Source organism: Actinotignum timonense, from assembly GCF_002860685.3.
Lineage (GTDB): Bacteria > Actinomycetota > Actinomycetes > Actinomycetales > Actinomycetaceae > Actinotignum > Actinotignum timonense.
The window spans coordinates 563,787-585,022 of the sequence record NZ_CP136960.1; the positions used below are offsets into that span (position 1 = coordinate 563,787).

Genomic DNA, 21,236 nt, shown 5'->3' on the forward strand with positions numbered 1-21,236 from the left:
CTTCGGGCCGGGCCCGTACGAGCTCGGCCCGAAGCTGGTTTGGCGCTCAATAGTTTCACTAATTCAGCGCTGGATGGTTAGTGAGGCTCCGCAGGGAAGCGGGAGAATTAGGCGCCCCAGCTTGCCTGAGTTCCGCCAACCCGTTCCTTCCGAATCTTCTCCAGATAGCCGGATTCCATAAAGGCCCGCATCGGATCCGGATCGATACCTTGGGACTCGCGCAATTCGCCCAGGAGGCCGCGCACATCCGTGTAGAAGGCATCCATGAGAATGTCATTCGCCCCGAGAACATCCCCGGCTACCTGCTTTTCCTTGAGAGCATCGCGATCCACGAGCAGAGCCTTCGCGGTCATTTCCTGCACGTTGGTCACGGAGCGGATTTCAGCCGGGATCTTTTCTTCCAAGTTATGGCACTGATCAAGCATGAAGTTCACGGGCGATCCTTCATCCAGGGCACCGGCCGCGACGATCTCATTGAGAATGCGGAAGAGCTGGAACGGATCGGCAGCCCCGACGATAAGGTCGTCGTCGGCATAGAACCGAGAATTGAAATCAAATGCACCAAGGCGTCCTACTCGGAGCAGCTGGGCCACGATGAATTCGATATTGGTGCCGGGAGCATGGTGGCCGGTATCAAGAACCACCATGGCGCGTTCGCCCAGCGCCTGGCACTGAACAAGCGACGTGCCCCAGTCGGGAACATCGGTGTGGTAGAAAGCCGGCTCGAAGAACTTGTATTCCAGGACCAGCCGCATATCGTCATCGAGTTCGGCGTAAATCTCCGCAAGCGATTCCGCCAGCCGATCCTGACGCTCCCGAATGGAATCTTGACCGGGGTAGTTGGTGCCATCAGCCAGCCAAATCTTCAGGTCCTTCGACCCGGTCTTGCGCATAATATCGATGCATTGCTTGTGATGATCGATGGCCTTCTGGCGGATCTTCGGGTTTACGTTACACAAGGAGCCGAACTTGTAATCTTCGTCCTGGAAAACATTCGAGTTAATCGTCCCGATTGTTACACCCAGGTCCTCCGCATGCTTACGCAAGGCATCGTAATCATCGGTGAGATCCCACGGGATGTGGAGGGAAACTTTCGAGGCAGCGTGAGTATAGGCATTCACCTGCGCCGCATCGGAGACCTTCTCGAAGGGATCGCGCGGGACGCCGGGCGTTGTGAAAACACGGAAACGCGTGCCGGAATTTCCGAAAGCCCACGAGGGGAGTTCAACATCTTGACGTTCGAGGATCTCGCGGTTCTTCGCGCTGAGATCACTGAGTTTCACCATTGTCTGTTCCTTTCTCAATATTTCTTTGCGGTTTTATTTCGACGACGCAGCTGAAACAACTCGCCCGTACCGCTCAATCTCGATGTCCTCGAGCGACTTGCCCTGGGTCTTCGGTGCACCAAGGGTGCCAACAATGAGAGAAATCGAGAGGAATCCGATAAGGATCAGTCCGTCGATCATGAGTCCGTTCTCCCACTGGAGGATGACCGGGAAGATAAGGGAAATAAGGCCGGATGCGACTCGCACCAGGAAGAAGATGATTCCCTGCGCACCGGCGCGGTACGGAGTGGCGAAGAGTTCCGGTGCCCACACCGAGTAGAAGGCCTGGGCGGAAGGACCAGCCGAAATACCCCAGATGATCGCGTAACCGAAAGCGGTGAAGGCGGAATCGGAAGGACCGAAGATGAGGATCAGCCAGGCAACGATTGCCAGAACGGCACCGATAAAGAAGTGGGTGCGGTAGGGCATCGTGTCCACGAAGTACATGAAGAAGACCGTGCCGATGATGACCACGCCCCACGAGAGCATAGAGAAGAGGTTCGAGGCCAGCTGGTCGTAGCCAACGCTATTGAGGATGGTCGGGAGGAAAATACCGTTTTGCGAAGCGGCCTGGTTCCAGCAGGTGTAGATAACCGCGAGGAAGACCAGTGCGCGGATATTGCACTTCCAGGAGAACAGTGCCTTGAAGGACTGGAACATCGACGGCGGTTTGGTTTCGGAGCCACCCTTGGCTTGCTGCCAAGCCTCCGATTCTTCCAGATTTCGGCGGATATACCAGGTAATTAGAGCGATAACCACGAGGTGGGCGAAAACGAGTCGGGACCCGAGCAACCCCAGGGGTGTCACGGCGCTCGCGAGACCGAAACCGATGAACGGTCCGAATGACCAGGCCAATTGGGTTGCCCCAATATGTCTGCCTCTACTCTCGGTTGGCGCAAATTCCGCAATATATGTCCATCCTGCTGGAACTGATGCACCTACCGCGAGTCCGATTATGACGAAGCCTATGAAGAGCATCGGGAGGTTACCGGCGAAGACCACAATAAGTCCACCCAGCGCGTAGACGAGGAGGTCGTAGGTGTAGATAACTTTTCGCCCGTATTTGTCACAGAGCGGTCCGCCAATAAGAGCACCGATGGCGGCACCGAAAGCATTGGAACTGAAAGCAGCGAGCAATCCCGCGATTCTGCCGTTGTCATCAGGGAAGTATGCGGCACCCCAAAAACCAAGTGAGGTTGCAATCGCAATAATGGACCCTGAGTCGATGTAATTGGACATGGAAACGGCAATCGTTGCCTTCCATCCGGTTAATGGCTTTTTTGACATGTTCTCTCCGTTGAAATCAGATGTCACTGAAGATAGAAATACTGGGACAAGAAGTAGTTCGTGCCGCCGTCGGGCTGTACAAAGTACTGGGCCATTTCGGCTTGCCACTTGGTGTTAATCTCCTCGTTCTCCATGCAGTTCATCGCTTGCCACACGTCATCAGCTTCGAAATAGCCAAAAACGACGGCGGTTTCCGGATCGACGAAGAGTGAGTAGTTCCGCCAGCCGGAACGTGACAAGGCGTCGCGCATCTCTTCCCATACATGGCAGTGCGCTTGGAGGTATTCATCCAACTTGTCTTCGCGGACTCGTAAAACAAAGCCACATCTTGAATCAGACTTCTGCGTCGTGTCATTCAAAATCTGGTCAACAGTCGGGGTGCTAACCATAAGTCAACTCCTTCGTTGAAGGATTGAAAGGTTTCAATCCGTAATGAAATACTACGTTTGATACGTTTCAACGTCAAGTGGCAAACGTTGTTTGCTTCTGAGCAAACGCAGTTTGGTTGCTTATTCGCGCGGCTGCGCTACCCAAAGAAAGGGAGCAGTAAGGGCGCAATAACACCACTTTCGAGTATCAATTAGCGGGCTGGCGCGGAGGTGCCGTCGATTCTCGAACTACCAGCTCAGGAATAAAAGCAATGTCTCGAGCTTCAGCGGGTTGCTCCAGAAGAAGGCGAGCTGCGGTTTCTCCCAGTTGCTCCATCGGCTGCCGAACCGTTGTGAGCGGAGTGATGAGTTCACGGGCAACGTCAATATCATCAAAGCCAATGATGGACATATCGCGCGGTATAGAAAGATGATGCCGCCTGGCAGCACGCATTGCACCGATGGCAAGGGAGTCGTTGGCGCAAAAAACAGCGGTAACTTCCGGGTGGGAGGACAGGAGCTTCGTCATGGCGCGTTCCCCGCTTGCCGCATCAAAACGCTCGGCGCTGATTTCCACCAAGGTCAGCAGGTCATCGGATTTCATGACGGTCTGGCGCACCCCGATTCGTCGCGCCTGAGCTTGCCGTACTTTAGCTGAGCCGTTGATAAAGCCAATGTGGTGGTGGCCGAGGCTTCGAAGATGCTCAATGGCAATTTCAGCTCCCCTGGTGTCGTCAACTGAAACCGCGTTCATTCCGTCCTTGAGAGCCGGATGATCAAGCAGAACGAGGGGTATTCTGCGAGTCTCGAGCAGATGCAAGCTTTTTTCGGCACCGGAAGATGGCGTCAAAATAATTCCGCGAACCTCTTGCCCGAGCAAGAGACGAAGCAGGCCGGCCTCGCGATCAGGATCTCCCCCGGTTGAGCCGATAACGGGAAAACATGATTCTTCTGCCAAACGGGCTTCAATTGCGCTTGCGGCAGCGGCGAAAAATGGATTGGCGACGTCAAGAACTAGGACTCCCACCAATTTGGAATCGACTTTACGTAAGCGGCGCCCGGCTTCGGAGGGAATGAAACCGAGTTTCTCAATAGCTGCTTCGACTTTTTTGCGTGTGTGGTCGGAAACCCGTTCCGGATGATTGAGAACGTTGGAGGCAGTTCCTAATGACACCCCGGCTAATTGTGACACCTCGCGGATACTGGGACGTCGAGTCACGTGTCCTCCTCGGAATTGGAACGGTAATATTAGCCATCCTAGGCGAGTTTCTTTACGGGCGGCGCCTTCCACATCACCACGAAACACTTACGCGAAAAAGACCTCGCCATGGCACAACCGCACCCGTGCCAGAGCCGATGTAGTCGGAGACTCTGCAGTGAACGGGTCTCAACCGTTCCCGCCAAAAATCGTGTCGTAGCCGCCCGGTAAACTGATGGCATGAGCGACAACGGAGCCCTAACTCGGCAAGAACCCCGCAGCCTTGCCACCCGCACGTCCCTGATTGCGGCATTTCTGGTGCTTGTACTTGGCGTGGCTGGTGGGCTCTGGTGGTGGTTCAACGGGCGAACTTCCTCAACCCCGGCGGCTGGCCCCGCGGCTACCGCAACGGCATCAGCTCAGGCGGGCGGAGCGGCAGGTGCGGCGTCGTCGCCCGGTACCGCGGCGGAAACTAGCCCCGCGCCGGTGCCCGGCCCCACGGATAAAGAAATGCGCAACGGCACGTACATCCTTCCGGATGTGTGTTACAGCAAACGCAACCCGCCCGCGCCCGTAACCGTGGCGCACGGGAAGATTCTTCCGGATCGCGAAACGGGGATGCAGCCGGGAACCATTCACCTCACCGAGCCGCTCGTGCTCGAAGGTGTGGAATATCGCGCGGTCGCGATGTCCTGCGGGGTGGGGGACCCGGCCATCGGTACCATCGGGATTTACGACGCGAACCTCAGGCTCGTTTCCGCCATCGGGAACCGCACCCACGATGATGCCGAAAAAATTCGCGGCACCCGCATCGCCCAAGATGACGACGGCCTGTGGTCCTTCAACGTGAGTTCCATGGAATTTGAGGCCGGCCAGGCGCGCATCACGTACACCTCCTATACGCCGGTCGGCGGCGTAACGCGGGCAATGGAACGCGCGTATCCGCCGCATTCCACCACCGTGAATTTCGTGTGGAACGGTTCCGAATTCGTGCAGACCGGGGAGGTGTCCTTCCAGTTCGACGGCGGGCATTCCGTGACCGCTCCCACCGAAGAGCGCGCGCAGGCTGACCGGCAAACCCTCGCCGCGGCCGGCTCAGAGTGGGAAGATCTGCTCCCCGAACTCACCAGCGATCCGCGCCTCGCGGATGAAGAACGGCGCACTGCCTCCGCCGCCGCACACCCTGTTTTCCGCGGGTGTAACGCGCGCGAACCGTTGAGCACCACCGTGAGCGGCGGGCACGTGAAAGACACCGGCGGGTACATAAGAGAAACCGATCGCTTTAGTGGAAAAGTGCCCGGCGAAGGCGATAGCGAACCGCGCCCCACCGACATCCTGTGCGTCTTTTCCGCGGACAACCCGGCCGTTGAGAATGGCGCAGCGACCTACACCTACTACCTTGTGTACGACGGCGCAGCTACCGGCACCCCGCCCCTTATCAACGTAGGCGTGCGCCCTTAGGCGCGCTGAGCTCCGGGATTCGCCGGAGGAGTTCGGTCGTATCCGTGGCGGCGGGCTTCGCGGTAGGTCTAGCGGCGGGTTGCCACGATATTCGCCGGCCAATCGGCCAGCTCCAGGCGTTGCCCGAAAGCCACGCCACCTGGCTCCAGCAGCGGCGCGTGCTCGGAGCTAAGCTCCACCGGATCAAAACCAATCGCATCAATAAAAGCGGCCACCCGGGAACGCGCGGCGGCGTCGTCCCCCGCAACGGCCACCGTGCGCCGCCCCGGCGCTCCATGCGGGCGGGCCTCCGCGCTCAACTCCGTATAACCCGCATGATTGAGACTCTTGACAATAGCCAGCTCCGGATAACGCGCTTGCAGCGCGGCGGTGGTGTTTTGGGTGGGCGTGGTGCTGGTATTCGCGGCGGCGTGGTCAGGTGCGGTGCTGGTAGCTGAGGTTCCGCTAGCAGAGAGGTTGTCGGCATGTGTGCCATCAGTCGCCGCCCAAGCATTCGTGGCATCAACAACGATGCCGCGCACCCCACTCAAATCAATCGAGGCAAGCGCGGGCTGCGGCAACGCCAGAATAAGAATATCCGCGGTGCGAGCCAGCTCCTCGAAAGAAACTAGGCGAGCGGTGGGCAGCAAGGTCGGCAAGGTGAGATCGTAGAGCGGATTACCCGGACGCACGCTCACCGCCAGCGGGAAACCCGCCTCCGCGGCCAAGCGCCCGATAGCAGTGCCGAGCTTGCCCGCGCCCAGCAGGCCGATCAGGTCGCGGTCGTTCTGCGCAGTGGTGTTCATGAAAAAAGAACGGAAAGCGCGCGGCGAAGTATTCCCGGGAATAGCGAGCCCAGTCGAAATCCGGCAGCGAGGCACACCCCAGATCGCCCGAAAATGAAATGCATTATAGCCACGTGAGCGTAGCCTGACCTTCCTATCTTTTCCACAATTCCCGCATAACAATAGGAATAGCAACGCAACCAACGGAGGGAATTATTATGGGGAAGTGTGTTATTGAAGCATGTGAATTGAAGCATAGCGACACGTGTCGCGCAGATGCCAGCGATACCGCTCCCGGTATCCCGGGAGTGCTGGGAGCTGAGGCCATGAACCGGCTGCGGGCCGGGGTGCTCGGCGCGAATGACGGCATCGTCTCCGTGGCCGCGGTGGTCATCGCCATGGGCGGTGCGCGGGCCTCAAGTACCGCGATTTTGCTGGCCGGGCTCGCCGCCCTTATCGGCGGAGCAGTATCCATGGCCTTGGGCGAATACATCTCCGTCTCATCACAACGCGATGCCGAACTCGACGCACTGCGGCGCCGGGTAGATGTGGCACGCCGTGCGGATGTGGTATGCCGGAGTGCCGGGGTGAGTGAACCTGCCATAGAAAACAACATCGTCTCTCCTTTCGGCGCCGCCTTCTCCTCCTTCTTTTCCTTCCTCGCCGGCGGCGCGGTTCCCTTCGCGGCCAGCTTGCTCGCCCCACTCGGCGCCATCGCCCCGATCTGCTTCGTGGTCACCGTGGCCGCGCTGGCACTGACCGGCTGGATCGCCGCCTGGATCGGCCAAGTCCCACCGCTGCGCCCCACCATCCGCACCGCCGTAGGCGGCACCCTCGGCCTCGCCCTCACCTTCGGTATCGGAGCGCTCTTCGGTCAAGTAGTGTAGAGTTCAATCAGTGGGTGACTCCGGCTCGTTCTGTGGTTAAGCTCAGACCGGTGGCTTGCGCTACTGGTTAGTCGCGTGCCACCGGCCCCGCGCAACGGGCCCAGCGCGTTCCGGGTACCTGTGCGTCACCGGCAGCGCGGCCCTATGCGCTCCGGATACCTGTGGGGGTACGGCCCGATACCCCACGCGCCACCGGCTCTCACCCGGCCCTCGAAAGGACCTGATATGACCTACACCTTCGGAATCGATACTTTTGGTGACGTCACCGCCGATGCCTCCGGCACCAAGCTCAGCCACGCCCAGGTGGTCCGCAATGTGGTGGCCGAAGCGGTGCGCGCCGAAGAGGTCGGCGTCGACATCTTCAATATCGGTGAACACCATCGCGACGATTACGCGATCCCCGCCCCCGATGTGGTCCTCGCAGCGATTGCCGCGCGCACCCAGCGCATCCGCCTCTCCTCCGCCGTCACCGTCCTCAGCTCGGACGATCCGGTCCGCGTGGTCGAACGCTTTGCCACCGTAGACGCCCTCTCCAACGGCCGCGCCGAACTCATGGTGGGCCGCGGCTCCTTCACCGAATCCTTCCCGCTGTACGGCTACGACCTGGCCGATTACGAAGATCTCTTCAACGAAAAACTCTCCCTGCTCACCGAACTCCTCGCCCGCAACGGCCAACCCGTCACCTGGAAAGGCGGCCCGCACACGCAGGCGCTGCGCGCCGTCACCCTCTACCCGCCGCTCGAACACGGTCCGCTGCCCACCTGGGTCGCCGTGGGCGGTAGCCCGGAATCGGTGGTGCGCGCCGCGCATTACAAACTCCCGCTGATGCTCGCCATTATTGGCGGCCCCACCTCGCGTTTTGTTCCGTTCACGGATCTGTACCGGCGCGCCTGGGAGCAGTTCGGGAACGACGGCGCAGCTGAGGTCGGCTACCACTCCTACGGTTATGTTGCTCGCACCGATGAGGAAGCCGTGGCTGACTTCTTCGACTTCTACGTGGAAACAAATTCCCGGATCGGGCGGGAGCGCGGCTGGCGCCCGCCGTCGCGGGAGGCATACCTTTACGAGGTGAAAAACGGGGCGCTGGCGGTGGGTTCACCGGAAACGGTGGCCCGCAAAATCGCCACCGGCATGCGCGAACTGGGCGCCACCCGCTACGACCTCAAGGTCTCCTACGGCTCGCAGCCCCACGAGCAGAACCTCTCCTCCATCGAGCTCTTCGGCACCGAGGTGATCCCGCGGGTCAAGGAGCTGCTGGCCGGAGAATAGCTGGGCCGCGGAGTAGCTGACTCGCAGCACCTGCGAACACAAAGCAGATATAAAGCAGCGCGGCCCGGGCCGTTCGATGCCCGAGCCGCGCTCGCTACTGCGGCTACCGCCGGCCGCTATTGCCGCTCTAGTTTCCGCAAAGGCGTGAGCCCTCCAGGAGGTATGAGCCCTCCCCGAAAACTCTACTTCTCCGCGATATCTTCGACGATGTCCTTGGCCTGGTCAGCCGCGTGCTGCGCGGCTTCCTTGGCCTTATCGGCAACATCTTCGGCCGCCTCCTTGGCTTCATGCGCGCCGTCCTTGACGGCATCTTCAGCCCGGGAGCCAGCACGCTTGGCCTTATCGGCCACGTCGCCGGCTGCGCTTGCGGCGTCGTTCACAACATCTTCCGCAGTTTCCGCAACTTCCTCAGCACCGGCCTGCGCGGCATCTTTCGCATCTTCCGCGGGAGCCTTCACGCCGTCCACGTCCTCCCAGTAGGCCTCCGCCCAGGGATCCTCCGTGGGCTGCGAGCGCTTCCACAGGTAGTAGACCGCAACCCCGAGGCCGCCAACCAGCGCGATGGTACCGAAAACCCGGCCCTTCCCGCGGGACTTCTTCACCGGTTCGGGAGTCTGAATCTCACGCGAGGCCACCCGAGCGATCTTCTGACCGCGTTCGGCCACGGTACCTTCACCCTTGGCTGCCTCCGCCGCGGCATGCAGGGCACGCTGGGCGCGCGGGAGGTAATCATTGCGGACGTTCTCCACGAACTCCGAAGCATTATCGCGGGCCTGCTCCACGTAGGGCTTGGCCTTCTCCGCAAGATCGTTGCCCACGGCCTTCGCCTGCTCCACGTACGGCTTCGCCTTTTCGGCCAGCTCCTGGGCGCGTGGTGCCGCCCATTCGTAACCCTGATTGGCGTAATCGCTCAGGCGTTCGCCAGCCTGCTTGGCGTAATCCTGGAAATCAGACGCGGCGCTCTTTGCCTTGTGCTCCCACTTCTTCTGATTCCGCTTCCCCTTGAGCTGGGCTTTCTTTGCGGTGCGTTCGGCCTGGCCGCGCAGCTCATCGATCTTCGCCATAATGGCATCAACCTCCCGCTGCGCTTTCTTGGCCCGCTTGTCCGCGCGGCTTCGTCCACAAGCCATCGTTGACCTCCTACCGTTGAACCACAGAATTCTCCTGCGATTGAGTACCCCTCTATTGTTTCACTTTTCGCCCCCCATTTGTCACGTGAATCACGTTTGCTTTTCGCGTGGCATAAAACCATGAGGTGTGCGAGACTTGAGCGCATGGAAGCAATTTTTCACACAAGCGAAGGCGATATTCGCGTCGAACTCTTCCCGAACGAAGCGCCCGAAACGGTCGCTAATTTCACCGGACTAGCTCGCGGTGAACGCGAATGGACCAATCCCGCCACCGGTCAGGCTTCGACCGATCCGCTGTACAACGGAACGATCTTCCACCGCGTGATCTCCGGTTTCATGATTCAGGGCGGGGATCCGCTCGGTAACGGCACCGGTGGTCCCGGTTATACGTTCGACGACGAAATCGCTCCCGGCCTCAACTTTGACGCCCCCTACGTGCTGGCCATGGCCAATGCCGGGACCCGCTTCGGTAAGGGCACCAACGGTTCGCAGTTCTTCATCACCGTGGCTCCCACCCCGTGGCTGCTCGGCAAGCACACCATCTTCGGGAAGGTTGCCGATGAGGAATCCGTCAAGGTTGTGGACAAGATCGCCGCGGTTCCCACCGGCGGGAATGATCGCCCGCTCAATGACGTGGTGATTTCCTCCGTCGAGGTTATTGACTAAGCAATACGCAAAATTCCGCATACGTGATGAGCGGGGTGGTACGCAGGTACCGCCCCGCTTTTGTGTGCTCTGCCGGCCGCTCTGCGGGCCATACTTCCGGCTGCGCTGCGGGCCGCGCTGCCGGCCACGCACCGGAACACTCACTCAACACTCAACTTAACACTCACATTCATGAGTGTTGAGTTGAGTGTTAAGTTGAGAGCTCGTAGGATGGCGCTATGCGCCTCCAGCCGCGCGATAAACCCTGCTATGTCACCGCCCGCAATGTCTACGGGGGCTCCTATATCCGCACCGGCGATGGGGACCGCAAACTTTCCGCTTACGAAATTGATCGCCTGCTGGAAAACAAAACGCAGCCGCATTGGGATACCGACCTGGTGGAAGAAGCCAGCCTTGATTCCCTAGACCCGGACCTCCTCCACGCGGTTCTGGAACGCGAACGCCTCAACCACCCGCGCATTTTCGGGAAACTCCCGGATGAAACCGCGATGGAGCAGCTGCGCATTATCGGCACCGGCCCGGATGGGCAGCGCCATCCCACTCTGGCTGGCCTGCTCTGCTTAGGCACGTATCCCCAGGAATTCTTCCCCCGCCTCACGGTCACCTACGCGGTATACCCGGGATCAACCAAAGCTTCGTCGCTTTCCGGGCAGCGGCATCTAGACTCGGGGACGCTGGCGGGTCCCATTCCCGCCCTGGTGGCCGACGGTGTCGGCGTCGTCGCAAAAAATATGCGGGTGGGTGGCGTGGTGCGCGGTGCTTTCCGCCATGACCTGGTGGATTATCCGCTCGTTGCGGTGCGCGAAGCGCTCACGAATGCGCTTATGCATCGCGATTATTCGCCGGTGGCGCGCGGCACCCAGGTGCAGTTGAACCTTTACGCGGATCGTTTGGAAGTGATCAATCCGGGCGGCCTGTTCGGCACGGTCACCATTGATTCCCTGGGTACAACCGGGCTGTCTTCCACGCGCAACCAATTCCTGGCGCGGCTGCTGGAATCCACGCCTTTCGAGGAGGGCGGTTTTGTGGCGGAAAACCGGGGAAGTGGCTACCAGGAAATCATGACTCAGCTGGAGCGGGAAATGCTTCCGCCGGCGCGGCCTGTCGACCGGCTGGATAGTTTCAGCCTCACCTTCGAGCGCCGCCGCATGACCCCCGCGGAGCAGGGTGCCGCGGCGGGAACGTCCTCGCGTGAGCGCGTTCTTGAATATCTGCGCACCCACGCCAGCGCTACCAGCCGCGAACTCGCGGGCGCTGCCGGGATCAGCCTGGGCGGCACCCGGGCGGTGCTCAATACCCTGGTGACCGAGGGGCAGGTGCAGCGCACCGAGCCTAAGACAAGTCCAAAGCAGCGTTACCGCCTCGCTCAACCTGGTGCTTAGTTGCGCTCGCGGCCTAGCTAACCGGAACACTCACTCAACACTCATCCCAACACTCAACTTAACACTCACATACATGAGTGTTGAGTTGAGTGTTGAGTTGAGAGCTCGCGGGGTACGCCCGGTTCCGCCCCTATCCGGTCCCGTCCACCCGGTCACACCCGCGCGCCGTCCGGTACGCTTGATTCAGAGTTGTCGAGCGGGATGACCGCGCAGAGAGGCCGAAAGTGCACAACGTTCCCAAGAAGCGCCGTCTTCAGATCCGCAAACCCGTCCCCTATGTCACCATCACGCTGATCGTGGTTAACGTGGCGGTTTTGCTGGCCCAATGGCTCGACGCCCGCGTGGGGCAAGTCCTCATTTTCGCCCCCGGCATCGCCCACGAGGAGCCCTACCGCTTCATCTCCTCCACCTTCATGCACGCCGGCTTCACGCATCTGCTTTTCAATATGTATGCGCTGTGGCTGATCGGTTCGGTGCTCGAGCGCATGATCGGCTGGTGGCGTTTCCTGGGGTTGTACCTGCTCAGCGCTGTGGCCGGCAACGTCATGGTCCTTTACACCGTCTCCACCGACATCGACTACTACACCGGCACCGTCGGCGCATCCGGCGCTGTCTTCGGCATTTTCGCGGCGATGTTCGTGGTGCTGCGGCGCTTCGGCGGCAGCTTCACCCAAATGGCGGTGGTCATCGCCATCAACCTCGCGATCAGTTTCCTGCCCGGCACCAATATTTCCTGGCAGTCTCACGTGGGCGGGCTCCTCATGGGCGCACTGCTCATGGCGATTATTTCGCGCCGGCGCCACGTCTCCCGCGCGCTCACCGCCCGCGATATTGCGGTGTTGCTGCTCGGCGCGGCATTCCTGGTGGCCGCGATTTTCTTCGGGTACCGGTAGGGGCACGCCAAGCTGCGCCGTCGTTCTTTCTTTTTACGACGACGCCGCCACTTCGCAATCCGCACCCAAATAACACCGATGTAATTATCCACAGGGTTATCCCCGGTTGGGGATAACGGGGCGCTGAGCTGGGTGTGTGCGCCGAGCTGTGCTGGCCCGGGCGCAAGCGCGTGCCGGCGAGTAGGCCGGGTGGTGCACTGGGCCGTGCCCCGGCGACTTTGCGACAGTGCGCAGGGTCACTTATTTTTGAATGTGTATGCATATATTCTGAAAATTACCTGGGAGCATAGCGCTGATCGAAGGAGACATATATGCGCACAACAGCACTCATGTTGGCGGGAACGCTTCTCGCCCCGCTGGCAGTCCACGCCCTGCCGGCTGCCACCCCGAACGAGCCAGCCCGGTTGGTCTGCAACGCGGGGATGATGTCACCGGACCAGCTGCGGGCGTGCCTGGCGAAAGCTATTGAAGATCGCGATGCGGTCGTCGCTGAATTGGAAGCCAAGGGAATTGACGTGGCCGAAGCGCGCGAGCTCGCGCAGGAATGGGCCAAGGCTGATATGGAGCGCAGCACCTGGGAAGCGCGCTATGTCCCAGAAAAGCGTGCGGTCGAAGACTTTGAAAAAATCAAGAAGAAATACGATGACGCCGTGGCCCAACTGGCGGCAGCGCAGCGTGCATTTGACCAGGCCCAGGCAGAATACGATGCAGCTACCCAGCCCGATCCGGCGGCCGTGGCCGCGGCAAAGCAGCAGATGGATAATGCCAACGCTGCGCTCGAAGCATCCAAGAAGGAAGCCCAGGCCCGCTGGAATCGCGGATCGCTCGGATTCTTCGAGGCCATGGGGGATAAAGCCGCGGTCGAAGTGTTTTCTGAAACGGATACCATCAACGACGTTCCGATTCCGCAATACACCCGCTTCGGGCAGCCCGGGGATGCCACCAATCTGGACCTCATGCGGGACTCGATTCAGCGCGTGAATAAGCTCAATGAGCTGCGGGCACGCCACGGGCTCGCCCCGCTCAAGATCTCCTCCGCTCTTATGGCTCGCGCCCAGGTCAATGCCAATGTGAATGTGCACGGCGGCTTCTTCGATCACGTGGGTGGTTTCAACTACGGCGAGAATATCGCTGCCATGCCCAGCCGCAGCGGGGACCCCTTCACCATGTGGTACGACCAGGAGAAAGCGGAGTATGACCGGGGCGTGCGCGATTATCCGAAGATTGGGCACTACCTCAATATTATTCAGTCGGAATATGTGGTGACCGGCTTCGCCATCGCGGATTACGATGCGCATCCCACGTACTTCTTTGGCAATACATTCGGGCGTGGAGATCGGTTTAGCCAGAGCTACCTGCCCGGATACACCACCGCGGAGTACCTGGCTCGCCTGGACGGATACATCGGCAGCGCGCGGGAAAATATGACCCATGGGACCCCTGAAGCCCGCCGCGCGGTGGTGGAAGCGCAGGACGCTTTCCAGCGCGCGAACGCCGGCAAGGAAGACCCGGCAGCCCAGGCCAAGCTCGATGCCGCTCGTTCTCAACTTGAAACCGCTCGCCTCGTTTATGTCGTTGTGAAGCCCGAATATGACGGCGCGGTCAAGGCAAAGAAGAATCTCCCGGAAACCAAAAAGGCATGGGAAAAGGCCGTGGCGCGTTTCAAGGAAGTTGATGCCAAGATGGCCGAAGCTGGCGATCTCATCGCCAAGCTCGCGAAGGCCGAAGCTGAGGTGCTGCGCGCCCAGGAGCGGGTGAACCAGATCAGTACCCCGGTGCGCCCGGCCGATACCGGCAATGTTTTCTACGTGTCGAACGACTGGACATCCACGCAGGCATCCTCGGTGTTCTCCTACGGCCGGGCGCGCGATGAAGTGCTCGTCGGCGATTGGAACGGGGATGGCACGGATACCTTCGCGGTGCGCCGCGGGAACATGATCTACGTGAAGAACTCCGTGGATGGCGGCGCCGCTGATATTGCCTTCAGCTACGGGCGCGTGGGCGATGAGATCCTCGTGGGTGATTTCGACGGCGATGGACGCGATACCTTCGCGGTGCGCCGCGGCAACACCTTCTACGTGCTCAATTCCCTCCACAGCGGGAACGCGGACCAGGTTATTAACTACGGCCGCTACGGAGACACCGTGTACGCCGGTGACTTCAACGGCGACGGCATCGATACCTTCGCCGTGCGCCGCGGGAGCACTTACTTCGTGAAGAACCACATCGCTTCGGGCATCGCGGACCATGTATTCGCCTACGGCCGGGCTGGCGATGCCACCATCCTGGGTGATTTCGATGGCGATGGCCGCGATACCTTTGCGGTGCGCCGCGGCAACACCATTTACGTCAAGAACTCGCTGGGTGCCGGGAACGCCGATTCCGTTCTCACCTACGGGCGCGTGAGTGACGAGCTGTACGTGGGTGATTGGGACGGCAACGGAACCGATACCCCGGCGGTGCGGCGCTAGGCACGAATGTGCGGCGCTAAGTTCGCCCGCGTAGCGCCGGCTGGCGCTAGCGGCTAGCCACCGCCTCGCACAATGCAACGTGGGCCGAAAGCTCGGATAATTCCCGAACTTCCGGCCCACGTTTATGTCGAATCACGCCAATTCGGCGATCAGCCACGCCAGAAAGTAAGTCACGCCGGCGTGGTCAGCCACGCAAGGGGCGCCGCTTAGAGCGCCTCACCCAGGCTCGTGCCGACGGCGCGCGCCGCGGCCACCCAGGGGTGATCCACCGGGACCAGCTTGTCCTTCCCGGCCACGTCCTCCAGCGGCACCGGCACGGCCTGCCCGTTCTGGGAGGCGATCATCACGCCAGATTTCCCGTGCGCCACCACATCGGCTGCCGCACTTCCCAGCACGGTTCCCAGCAGCCGGTCCGCGGCGTCGGGAATACCCCCGCGCTGCACGTAGCCGAGGATCGTCACGCGCGCTTCCAGCCCGGTGGCTTCCTCCAGTTGCTGCGCCACCAGGAACGTCGATTCACGCTCGTTTTCCTCAATGGAACGCCGGTGGCTCTTCGCCGCCTCCTTCGCCTCCGGGGTCGGGGCGTGGCGCACCAGGTCATTCGCGGCAGCCAGCTGCGCCGCCACCGGAATCGAATGCGCGCCCTCGGCCACGGCCACCACGGAGAAAGGCCGGCCGTTCTCCGCCCGCCGCCGGATCGACGCCGCGCAGGACTCAATCGAATACGGAATCTCGGGGATGAGAATAATATCTGCACCTCCGGCGATCCCGGCGCCTAGCGTCAGCCACCCGGCGCGATGCCCCATCAGCTCCACCACGATAATGCGGTGATGGGAGTGGGCGGTGGAATGAAGCCGGTCGATAGCATCGGTGGCGATGGACAGCGCCGTCGAAAAACCGAAGCTGGTGTCCGTGTGCATGATGTCGTTATCGATGGTCTTCGGCAGGTGGATCACCGGCAGCCCGGCCTGCGCCAGCCGGTTCGCGTTCTTCGCGGTTCCGCCCCCGCCGATGCACACCAGCGCGTCGATATGCTCATCTTCGAGGTTCTGGGCGATCTGCGGGATCATATCCACATACCCGCCGTTACCGTCCGGGAACTTATGGACCTTATCGCGCGAGGTGCCCAGCATGGTGCCGCCCTGCGTCAAAATCCCAGCCAGGGAATCTGAATCGAGCGGCATATAGCGGTTATTGACAAGCCCGGTAATACCGTTGCGGTATCCCACCAGCTCCATGCCGTATTTACCCATCGCGGCTTTCCCGAAACCGCGGATGGCGGCATTGAGCCCGGGGGCGTCACCGCCGGCAGTGAGGATACCGACCCGCTTCACTGCTTTCCCCATCGGCTACTTCCACCCCATTGTCATGAGGAAGCCCACGATCATGAACCCGAAGCCGAGGAAAAGATTGCCGTTATTCCACCCCGGAATGGGGAAACGGCCGCCGGTCACGTAGGCCAGCACCACCACGATGAGCCCGATAATCATGAGCGTGCACATCACCGGCGCCCACCAGCTCGGCGAGCGGCGATCCTTCTGCGCGACCTTATGGGAGCGCTTGGCCGCTTCCTTTTCCCGGCTGGCCTGCGCCTCAATATCGCGCTTGGTGCCGGGGCGGCGCACATCCTTCGCCGAGGGCGCAGCGCTCTTGCGCGACTTCCGAGCCGGGGCAGCGCTGCCGGCGGCTTCCGAAAGTTCGGGTTCGTCGTACTGTTGATCTGTCATGTTCTACCTTCCGCGGATCCTTCCGCCCCTAAGCCTAACGAAGTAGCGCGCCCGGTGGCGCACCATATCGCCCGATTCCTCTGGTATTTTTTCACAAAAGCCGGCGCGTGGCCATGTGCGCGGGCGCTCGCGAGTGGCGCGCGGGCGCGGGGCGGCGTCGTCGTAAAAAATGAGGGGAGTTATCTCACCGCATTTTTCGAGCCGGAACCACTATTCTGTTTCTAGTACGAATCCGGTGGCAGTGGAAGGTGATACTATGCGCGAACAGCAGCCCGAACGAGGGCGCCGTGCGGGGCGGCGTGCGGCGGAAGGAAACGCTGCTCGCGCTCCGCGGCACGAAGCTGTGGGGCGCTACCGTCCGGCTACCGCCGGTGCAGGTACGTCCGGTTTAGGTGCAACCGGTGTTGGTACGACGGCGCAGCTTCCCGCCCAGGCCGCCACCGCCACCCTCACCGCAACCCGGCCGGCCGCACCCGCGCGGCGCCGCGGCGGCATCCTCAACGCCATTATCGGCGTGATTGGTGAGCTGCTCATTACCGCGGGAATCGTGGTGGGCCTCTTTATTGTGTGGCAGGTGTACTGGACTGACCTGGGCGCGAACCGCGATCAGGCCCAGCAGATCGAGAACGTCAATAAGCAATGGGGCGATCCGCGGGGGGCCACCAAGGTGGGGACCCCGCGCACGGATGCCCCGCCGGCCGCGGACCACGTGAATCGCACAGGGGACCTGGAAGGCATTATTTATATCCCGCGCTTCGGCACCGACTGGCGCTACACTGTCAAATACGGCGTGGACCTGGAAGCCGTGGTGGATACCGGGAGCTTCGGGCATTACCCGGATACCCAGTACGTGGGTGAGGTCGGCAATTACGCGATCACCGCGCACCGCCAGACCTACGGCGCGGCCATGCGCGACGTGCCCGAACTCCAGCCCGGCGACCCGATCATCGTGCAAACCAAGAACGCCTACTACGTGTACAAGGTGGGCGAGCACGAGGTGGTGCCGCCCACGCAGGTCGGCGTGCTGGCCCCGGTGCCGAATCATCCGGAAGAGGCACCCACGCAGCGCATCCTCACCATCACCACCTGCCATCCGCCCTTTGTGTCCAGCGACCGTTGGATCACCTACGCCACCCTCGATCATTGGGTCGACGCCGCCGAGGGAGCCCCGGCGGAGCTGGTGAAGTAGGCGGCCGGTGCGGTGCGGGGTTGGGATGGCGCGCCGGTGGCGCGGCGCGCGGGCGCCCTTTCGCTTCCCTCGCGAAGTGGCCACTCGCCCGCACGAAGTCCCGCGGGTGCCCAAACCGCACGGGGCCCGCGCCCATCAAGAATCGTCCTCGTTAAGAGCAGAGAAACGGAGCACGTAATGTACGGATTTATTTGGCGGCACCTGCCTGGCCCGACGTGGCTGAAGGTCATCGAGGCCCTCATCATCATCGCCGCGATTGTTTTCGCGCTGTTCGAGTGGGTCTTCCCCTGGGTGAATGCCGTGTTCCGCCCGCAGGACACCACCATCAGCCAGTAGCTCGCGCGAGTCTGGCTCCAAGTCGGTGCTAAGCCGTTGCTAAGCCGGCTCAACTCGGCGTCGGGCCACCTATGGAAACAAAGTGGTACTGGAGCTACAACCAACGGCCGGTTTTCTGTTCTGGAGTACCACTTTGTTCGGCAAAAGTCACATCTGCCTCGGGCGCCTCACCAGCCCCTGCGGAGGGGCCATGTGTTTTCATAGCTGTACTTCGCTCGTACAACATTTGCAGTACATGCCGGAAAACATACCCCGCACCGCCGGCCGCGGGGCAGCGATGCTCCAGCAGGGCAACAAAATGGGCATTCCGGACACTGTCTCCCACAGAATGGGCATAAGGAACATAAAACCGGCTGAAAACGGTGCTCTTACACCCACTTTGTTTTCCGGGCCGAGCCGGCGGCCTAAGCAGGGCACAAACCGTGCATTCTGAACCGTATAGGCCACAGAATGTACATCCCTGACAATAAAACAGGGAAAAACTGTCACCTACGTACACTTTGTTCGCGATGGAGGCTCGTCACCGAGTCCGGGGTAAACATAGTGCAAATTCCGGACGGTCGGGGGCGCGTAGTGCAAACTCAGAGCAGAAATCGGGCCAAAATGGTGCGTAGATGTGCACCCTGTTACGGGCGTGCTGTTGAACCTTCATCAATACGGCTCGGTCCCCGGCACAAGCGCCTCGATCCCCAGCCGGCAGGACCGGGCCCCGGTCACCAGCGCCCAGATCCGCCAGCCGCGAGTGACCCGGTCCCCGGCCGGCCGGTAGCTAGCTACTTACCCGTTTCCCTGGCCGGTGGGCGCGGGATTGGGATGGGCACCGCCCGAACCGCCGGAGCCACCCGATCCGCCCGAGCCGGAGCCGCCGGAACCTGAGCCGGCCGGCGGAGCGCTCGGGGTGGGAGTGGGCGCCGGGGCGATGCCCACGGTAATGCGCATTTCGGTATCGCGCTGCACCACGGTGCCCGGGGCGATGCTCGCGTCCACAACCTTGCCAACCTTGGCCGGGTCGCTGACTTCCTGCTCGCCTTGGCCCACCACCGTGAGGCGAGCATCGCGCAGCGCCGCCCGCGCCTCATCCACGCTCATTCCGCGCACATCCGGAACCGCCACATTGCCGCTGGCCACTTGCAGCTTGACGGTGCTGCCCGGCTTCACGCTTTCACCCACATTCGGGCTGGTGGACACCACCCGGTCGCGGTCCTCGCTCGGATCATTGACCTGCTCCATACCGCCCACGGTCAGCCCGGCCGCCCGCAGCGCCTGGGAAGCCTGATCCGTGCTCATCCCCACCACATCGGGAACCTGCACGGCCGAGGGCCCGGAGGAGAAGTGCAAGGTCACCCGGCTGCCCACATCCACGGTGCTCCGCATCGCCGGGTTGGAGGATACAACCAGCCCCTTGTCCACGGTATCGCTGGACACATCCGTGCCGCGCACGAATTCCAGGCCCAAGCTGGTTAGCTGCTGGCTGGCCTGCACCTCGGTCCACCCCGTCATATCGGGAATCGTCACCTGCGCCACCGCGGTCTCGGTGGGCTGCGGCTCGGCGGAATCACCGCGGCCGGAGAGGAAGAACCAGCCCAGAATCCCCAGCGCGATAACAAGCAAAGCTACCCCGCCCCAAATGAAGGGCGCGCTGGACTTCTTCTTCACCGGCGGTTGCGCTCCGGTTGCCGATGGGTCGTAGCCCGGATAGCTCCCGGTGGGGTAGCTGCCCGTGGGGTAAGCCCCGGGATAGGCGCCCGTCGGGTACCCGCCTGGGTAGGTGGGCGCGCCGCCCGGCTGCGTCGTCGTACTAGAAATTGCACCGGCACCGGCGCCGGCACCCGCACCGCCCGCGGCACCGCCGGGGCTTCCGGCAGTCGCGGTGGGATAAGCAGTAGTGGAAGCGGGGCGTGCGTTAGCGGGCGAATAAGCTTGCGTGGCTGCGGTTGCGGCCGTCGCGGCATTCGCCCCCGCCCCGTACGCGTTCCACGAGGAAACCGCCGGGGCGTCCACGCCTTCCCCGCGCGCCGCCGCCAGCAGGTCCGCGCGGAATTCGGCGGCGTCCTGGTAGCGGTCCTCGCGGCTCTTCGCCAGGGATTTCATGACCACGCGGTCGATGGCATCGGGAATATCGGAAGCGATCTGGGAAGCCGGCTTCGGAGTTTCCGAAACATGCTGGTAGGCCACCGCCACCGCGCTATCGCCCACGAAAGGCGGGCGCCCGGTGAGGAGTTCGTAGAGCACGCAGCCGGTGGAGTACAGGTCCGAGCGCGCGTCCACCACTTCTCCGCGCGCCTGCTCGGGGGAGAGGTACTGGGCGGTGCCCACCACGGAATTGGTCTGCGTCATGGTGGCGGCGGAATCGGCGATGGCGCGCGCGATCCCGAAGTCCATGACCTTCACCTTGCCGCCGGTGGTGAGCATAATATTGCCCGGCTTGATATCGCGGTGAATGATGCCTTCGTGATGGGAGTATTCCAGCGCGGAGAGCACACCCACCACGATCTGCACGGCCTCGCCGATGGGCACCGGGTCCCCGCCGTGCAGCAGGGAGGCCACGGTGCGGCCCTTGACGTACTCCATCACGATATAGGGCAGCGCCAGCTCGGTGCCGCCCGCGGAGGTCACGGTTTCCTCGCCGGTGTCGTACACGGACACGATGGAGGGATGGTTGAGCGCGGCCGCGGATTGGGCTTCGCGCCGGAAACGGGCCAGGAAGGTGGCATCCTGCGCCAGGTCGGTGCGCAGGATCTTAATCGCTACCGTGCGTGAGAGCCGGGTATCGTAGCCGAGATGTACTTCGGCCATACCGCCTCGACCGATGATGTCGCCCACCTGGTAGCGGTTGCCGAGTACGCGGGGGATATCATTCACGTCGCGTCACCTTTCTGCTGA

At 61.8% G+C, this 21,236-nt stretch carries 18 protein-coding genes; 9 read left to right on the forward strand and 9 right to left on the reverse strand.

The features are described from left to right. Nucleotides 1-107: 107 nt before the first annotated feature. The 4 genes from rhaI to CYJ17_RS02370 all read right to left on the reverse strand — a co-directional run bounded on the left by rhaI (nucleotide 108) and on the right by CYJ17_RS02370 (nucleotide 4,199). Nucleotides 108-1,286: an L-rhamnose isomerase gene (rhaI, locus tag CYJ17_RS02355; protein ID WP_087070140.1), complete on the reverse strand. Its 1,179-nt coding sequence runs from the start codon at nucleotides 1,284-1,286 to the stop codon at nucleotides 108-110. Nucleotides 1,287-1,319: 33 nt separating this feature from the next. Next, nucleotides 1,320-2,612 carry an MFS transporter gene (locus CYJ17_RS02360; RefSeq protein WP_026428932.1) on the reverse strand — a complete coding sequence of 431 codons (1,293 nt, stop codon included), beginning with the start codon at nucleotides 2,610-2,612 and terminating at the stop codon, nucleotides 1,320-1,322. A 23-nt stretch (nucleotides 2,613-2,635) separates the two neighbouring features. Continuing rightward, on the reverse strand, nucleotides 2,636-3,001 hold the full coding sequence (locus tag CYJ17_RS02365) for an L-rhamnose mutarotase (protein WP_016442073.1): 366 nt from the start codon (nucleotides 2,999-3,001) through the stop codon (nucleotides 2,636-2,638). 187 nt (nucleotides 3,002-3,188) lie between these two features. Further along, the gene (locus CYJ17_RS02370) at nucleotides 3,189-4,199 is read right to left on the reverse strand and encodes a LacI family DNA-binding transcriptional regulator (protein ID WP_087070139.1); all 1,011 of its coding nucleotides are present in this window, start codon (nucleotides 4,197-4,199) and stop codon (nucleotides 3,189-3,191) included. A 219-nt stretch (nucleotides 4,200-4,418) separates the two neighbouring features. On the opposite strand from CYJ17_RS02370, the gene CYJ17_RS02375 reads away from it, so the two are divergent. Then, nucleotides 4,419-5,639, forward strand: a complete 1,221-nt coding sequence (locus CYJ17_RS02375; protein ID WP_145989757.1) for a hypothetical protein — start codon at nucleotides 4,419-4,421, stop codon at nucleotides 5,637-5,639. Between the two features lie 68 nt (nucleotides 5,640-5,707). Here CYJ17_RS02375 and CYJ17_RS02380 read toward each other — a convergent pair whose 3' ends face one another. Next, nucleotides 5,708-6,424 (reverse strand): NADPH-dependent F420 reductase, encoded by a 717-nt coding sequence (locus tag CYJ17_RS02380; protein ID WP_101595736.1) that lies wholly within the window; start codon nucleotides 6,422-6,424, stop codon nucleotides 5,708-5,710. Between the two features lie 227 nt (nucleotides 6,425-6,651). Between CYJ17_RS02380 and CYJ17_RS02385 the strand changes: the two genes are divergently transcribed. Together CYJ17_RS02385 and CYJ17_RS02390 are read left to right on the forward strand one after the other, a co-directional pair. Continuing rightward, the gene (locus CYJ17_RS02385; protein ID WP_234984433.1) at nucleotides 6,652-7,290 is read left to right on the forward strand and encodes a VIT1/CCC1 transporter family protein; all 639 of its coding nucleotides are present in this window, start codon (nucleotides 6,652-6,654) and stop codon (nucleotides 7,288-7,290) included. 225 nt (nucleotides 7,291-7,515) lie between these two features. Next, on the forward strand, nucleotides 7,516-8,559 hold the full coding sequence (locus CYJ17_RS02390; RefSeq protein WP_087070135.1) for an LLM class flavin-dependent oxidoreductase: 1,044 nt from the start codon (nucleotides 7,516-7,518) through the stop codon (nucleotides 8,557-8,559). Nucleotides 8,560-8,741: 182 nt separating this feature from the next. Here the strand turns inward: CYJ17_RS02390 and CYJ17_RS02395 are convergent, their stop codons facing one another. Beyond that, the gene (locus CYJ17_RS02395; RefSeq protein ID WP_087070134.1) at nucleotides 8,742-9,689 is read right to left on the reverse strand and encodes a hypothetical protein; all 948 of its coding nucleotides are present in this window, start codon (nucleotides 9,687-9,689) and stop codon (nucleotides 8,742-8,744) included. A gap of 144 nt (nucleotides 9,690-9,833) precedes the next feature. On the opposite strand from CYJ17_RS02395, the gene CYJ17_RS02400 reads away from it, so the two are divergent. The 4 genes from CYJ17_RS02400 (at nucleotide 9,834) to CYJ17_RS02415 (ending at nucleotide 15,101) form a co-directional block, all read left to right on the forward strand. Further along, nucleotides 9,834-10,355 carry a peptidylprolyl isomerase gene (locus tag CYJ17_RS02400; RefSeq protein WP_087070133.1) on the forward strand — a complete coding sequence of 174 codons (522 nt, stop codon included), beginning with the start codon at nucleotides 9,834-9,836 and terminating at the stop codon, nucleotides 10,353-10,355. 218 nt (nucleotides 10,356-10,573) lie between these two features. Continuing rightward, the gene (locus CYJ17_RS02405) at nucleotides 10,574-11,737 is read left to right on the forward strand and encodes an ATP-binding protein (RefSeq protein WP_234984432.1); all 1,164 of its coding nucleotides are present in this window, start codon (nucleotides 10,574-10,576) and stop codon (nucleotides 11,735-11,737) included. A 224-nt stretch (nucleotides 11,738-11,961) separates the two neighbouring features. Continuing rightward, nucleotides 11,962-12,630, forward strand: a complete 669-nt coding sequence (locus CYJ17_RS02410; protein ID WP_087070132.1) for a rhomboid family intramembrane serine protease — start codon at nucleotides 11,962-11,964, stop codon at nucleotides 12,628-12,630. A 311-nt stretch (nucleotides 12,631-12,941) separates the two neighbouring features. After that, complete coding sequence (locus tag CYJ17_RS02415; RefSeq protein ID WP_087070131.1) at nucleotides 12,942-15,101, forward strand: CAP domain-containing protein; 2,160 nt, start codon at nucleotides 12,942-12,944, stop codon at nucleotides 15,099-15,101. A gap of 206 nt (nucleotides 15,102-15,307) precedes the next feature. Here CYJ17_RS02415 and CYJ17_RS02420 read toward each other — a convergent pair whose 3' ends face one another. Beyond that, nucleotides 15,308-16,447, reverse strand: a complete 1,140-nt coding sequence (locus CYJ17_RS02420; RefSeq protein WP_026428940.1) for a 6-phosphofructokinase — start codon at nucleotides 16,445-16,447, stop codon at nucleotides 15,308-15,310. 3 nt (nucleotides 16,448-16,450) lie between these two features. Continuing rightward, the gene (locus tag CYJ17_RS02425; protein WP_026428941.1) at nucleotides 16,451-16,828 is read right to left on the reverse strand and encodes a cell division protein CrgA; all 378 of its coding nucleotides are present in this window, start codon (nucleotides 16,826-16,828) and stop codon (nucleotides 16,451-16,453) included. Between the two features lie 256 nt (nucleotides 16,829-17,084). On the opposite strand from CYJ17_RS02425, the gene CYJ17_RS02430 reads away from it, so the two are divergent. Next, nucleotides 17,085-18,017, forward strand: coding sequence for a class E sortase (locus CYJ17_RS02430; protein ID WP_101595757.1), 933 nt, complete (start codon nucleotides 17,085-17,087; stop codon nucleotides 18,015-18,017). 177 nt (nucleotides 18,018-18,194) lie between these two features. Beyond that, on the forward strand, nucleotides 18,195-18,353 hold the full coding sequence (locus tag CYJ17_RS02435) for a hypothetical protein (protein WP_169719563.1): 159 nt from the start codon (nucleotides 18,195-18,197) through the stop codon (nucleotides 18,351-18,353). Between the two features lie 777 nt (nucleotides 18,354-19,130). On the opposite strand, the gene pknB is transcribed toward CYJ17_RS02435, so the two are convergent. After that, a complete protein-coding gene (gene pknB, locus CYJ17_RS02440; RefSeq protein WP_101595739.1) occupies nucleotides 19,131-21,215 on the reverse strand; it encodes a Stk1 family PASTA domain-containing Ser/Thr kinase in 2,085 nt (694 codons plus the stop codon). Nucleotides 21,216-21,236: the final 21 nt, after the last annotated feature.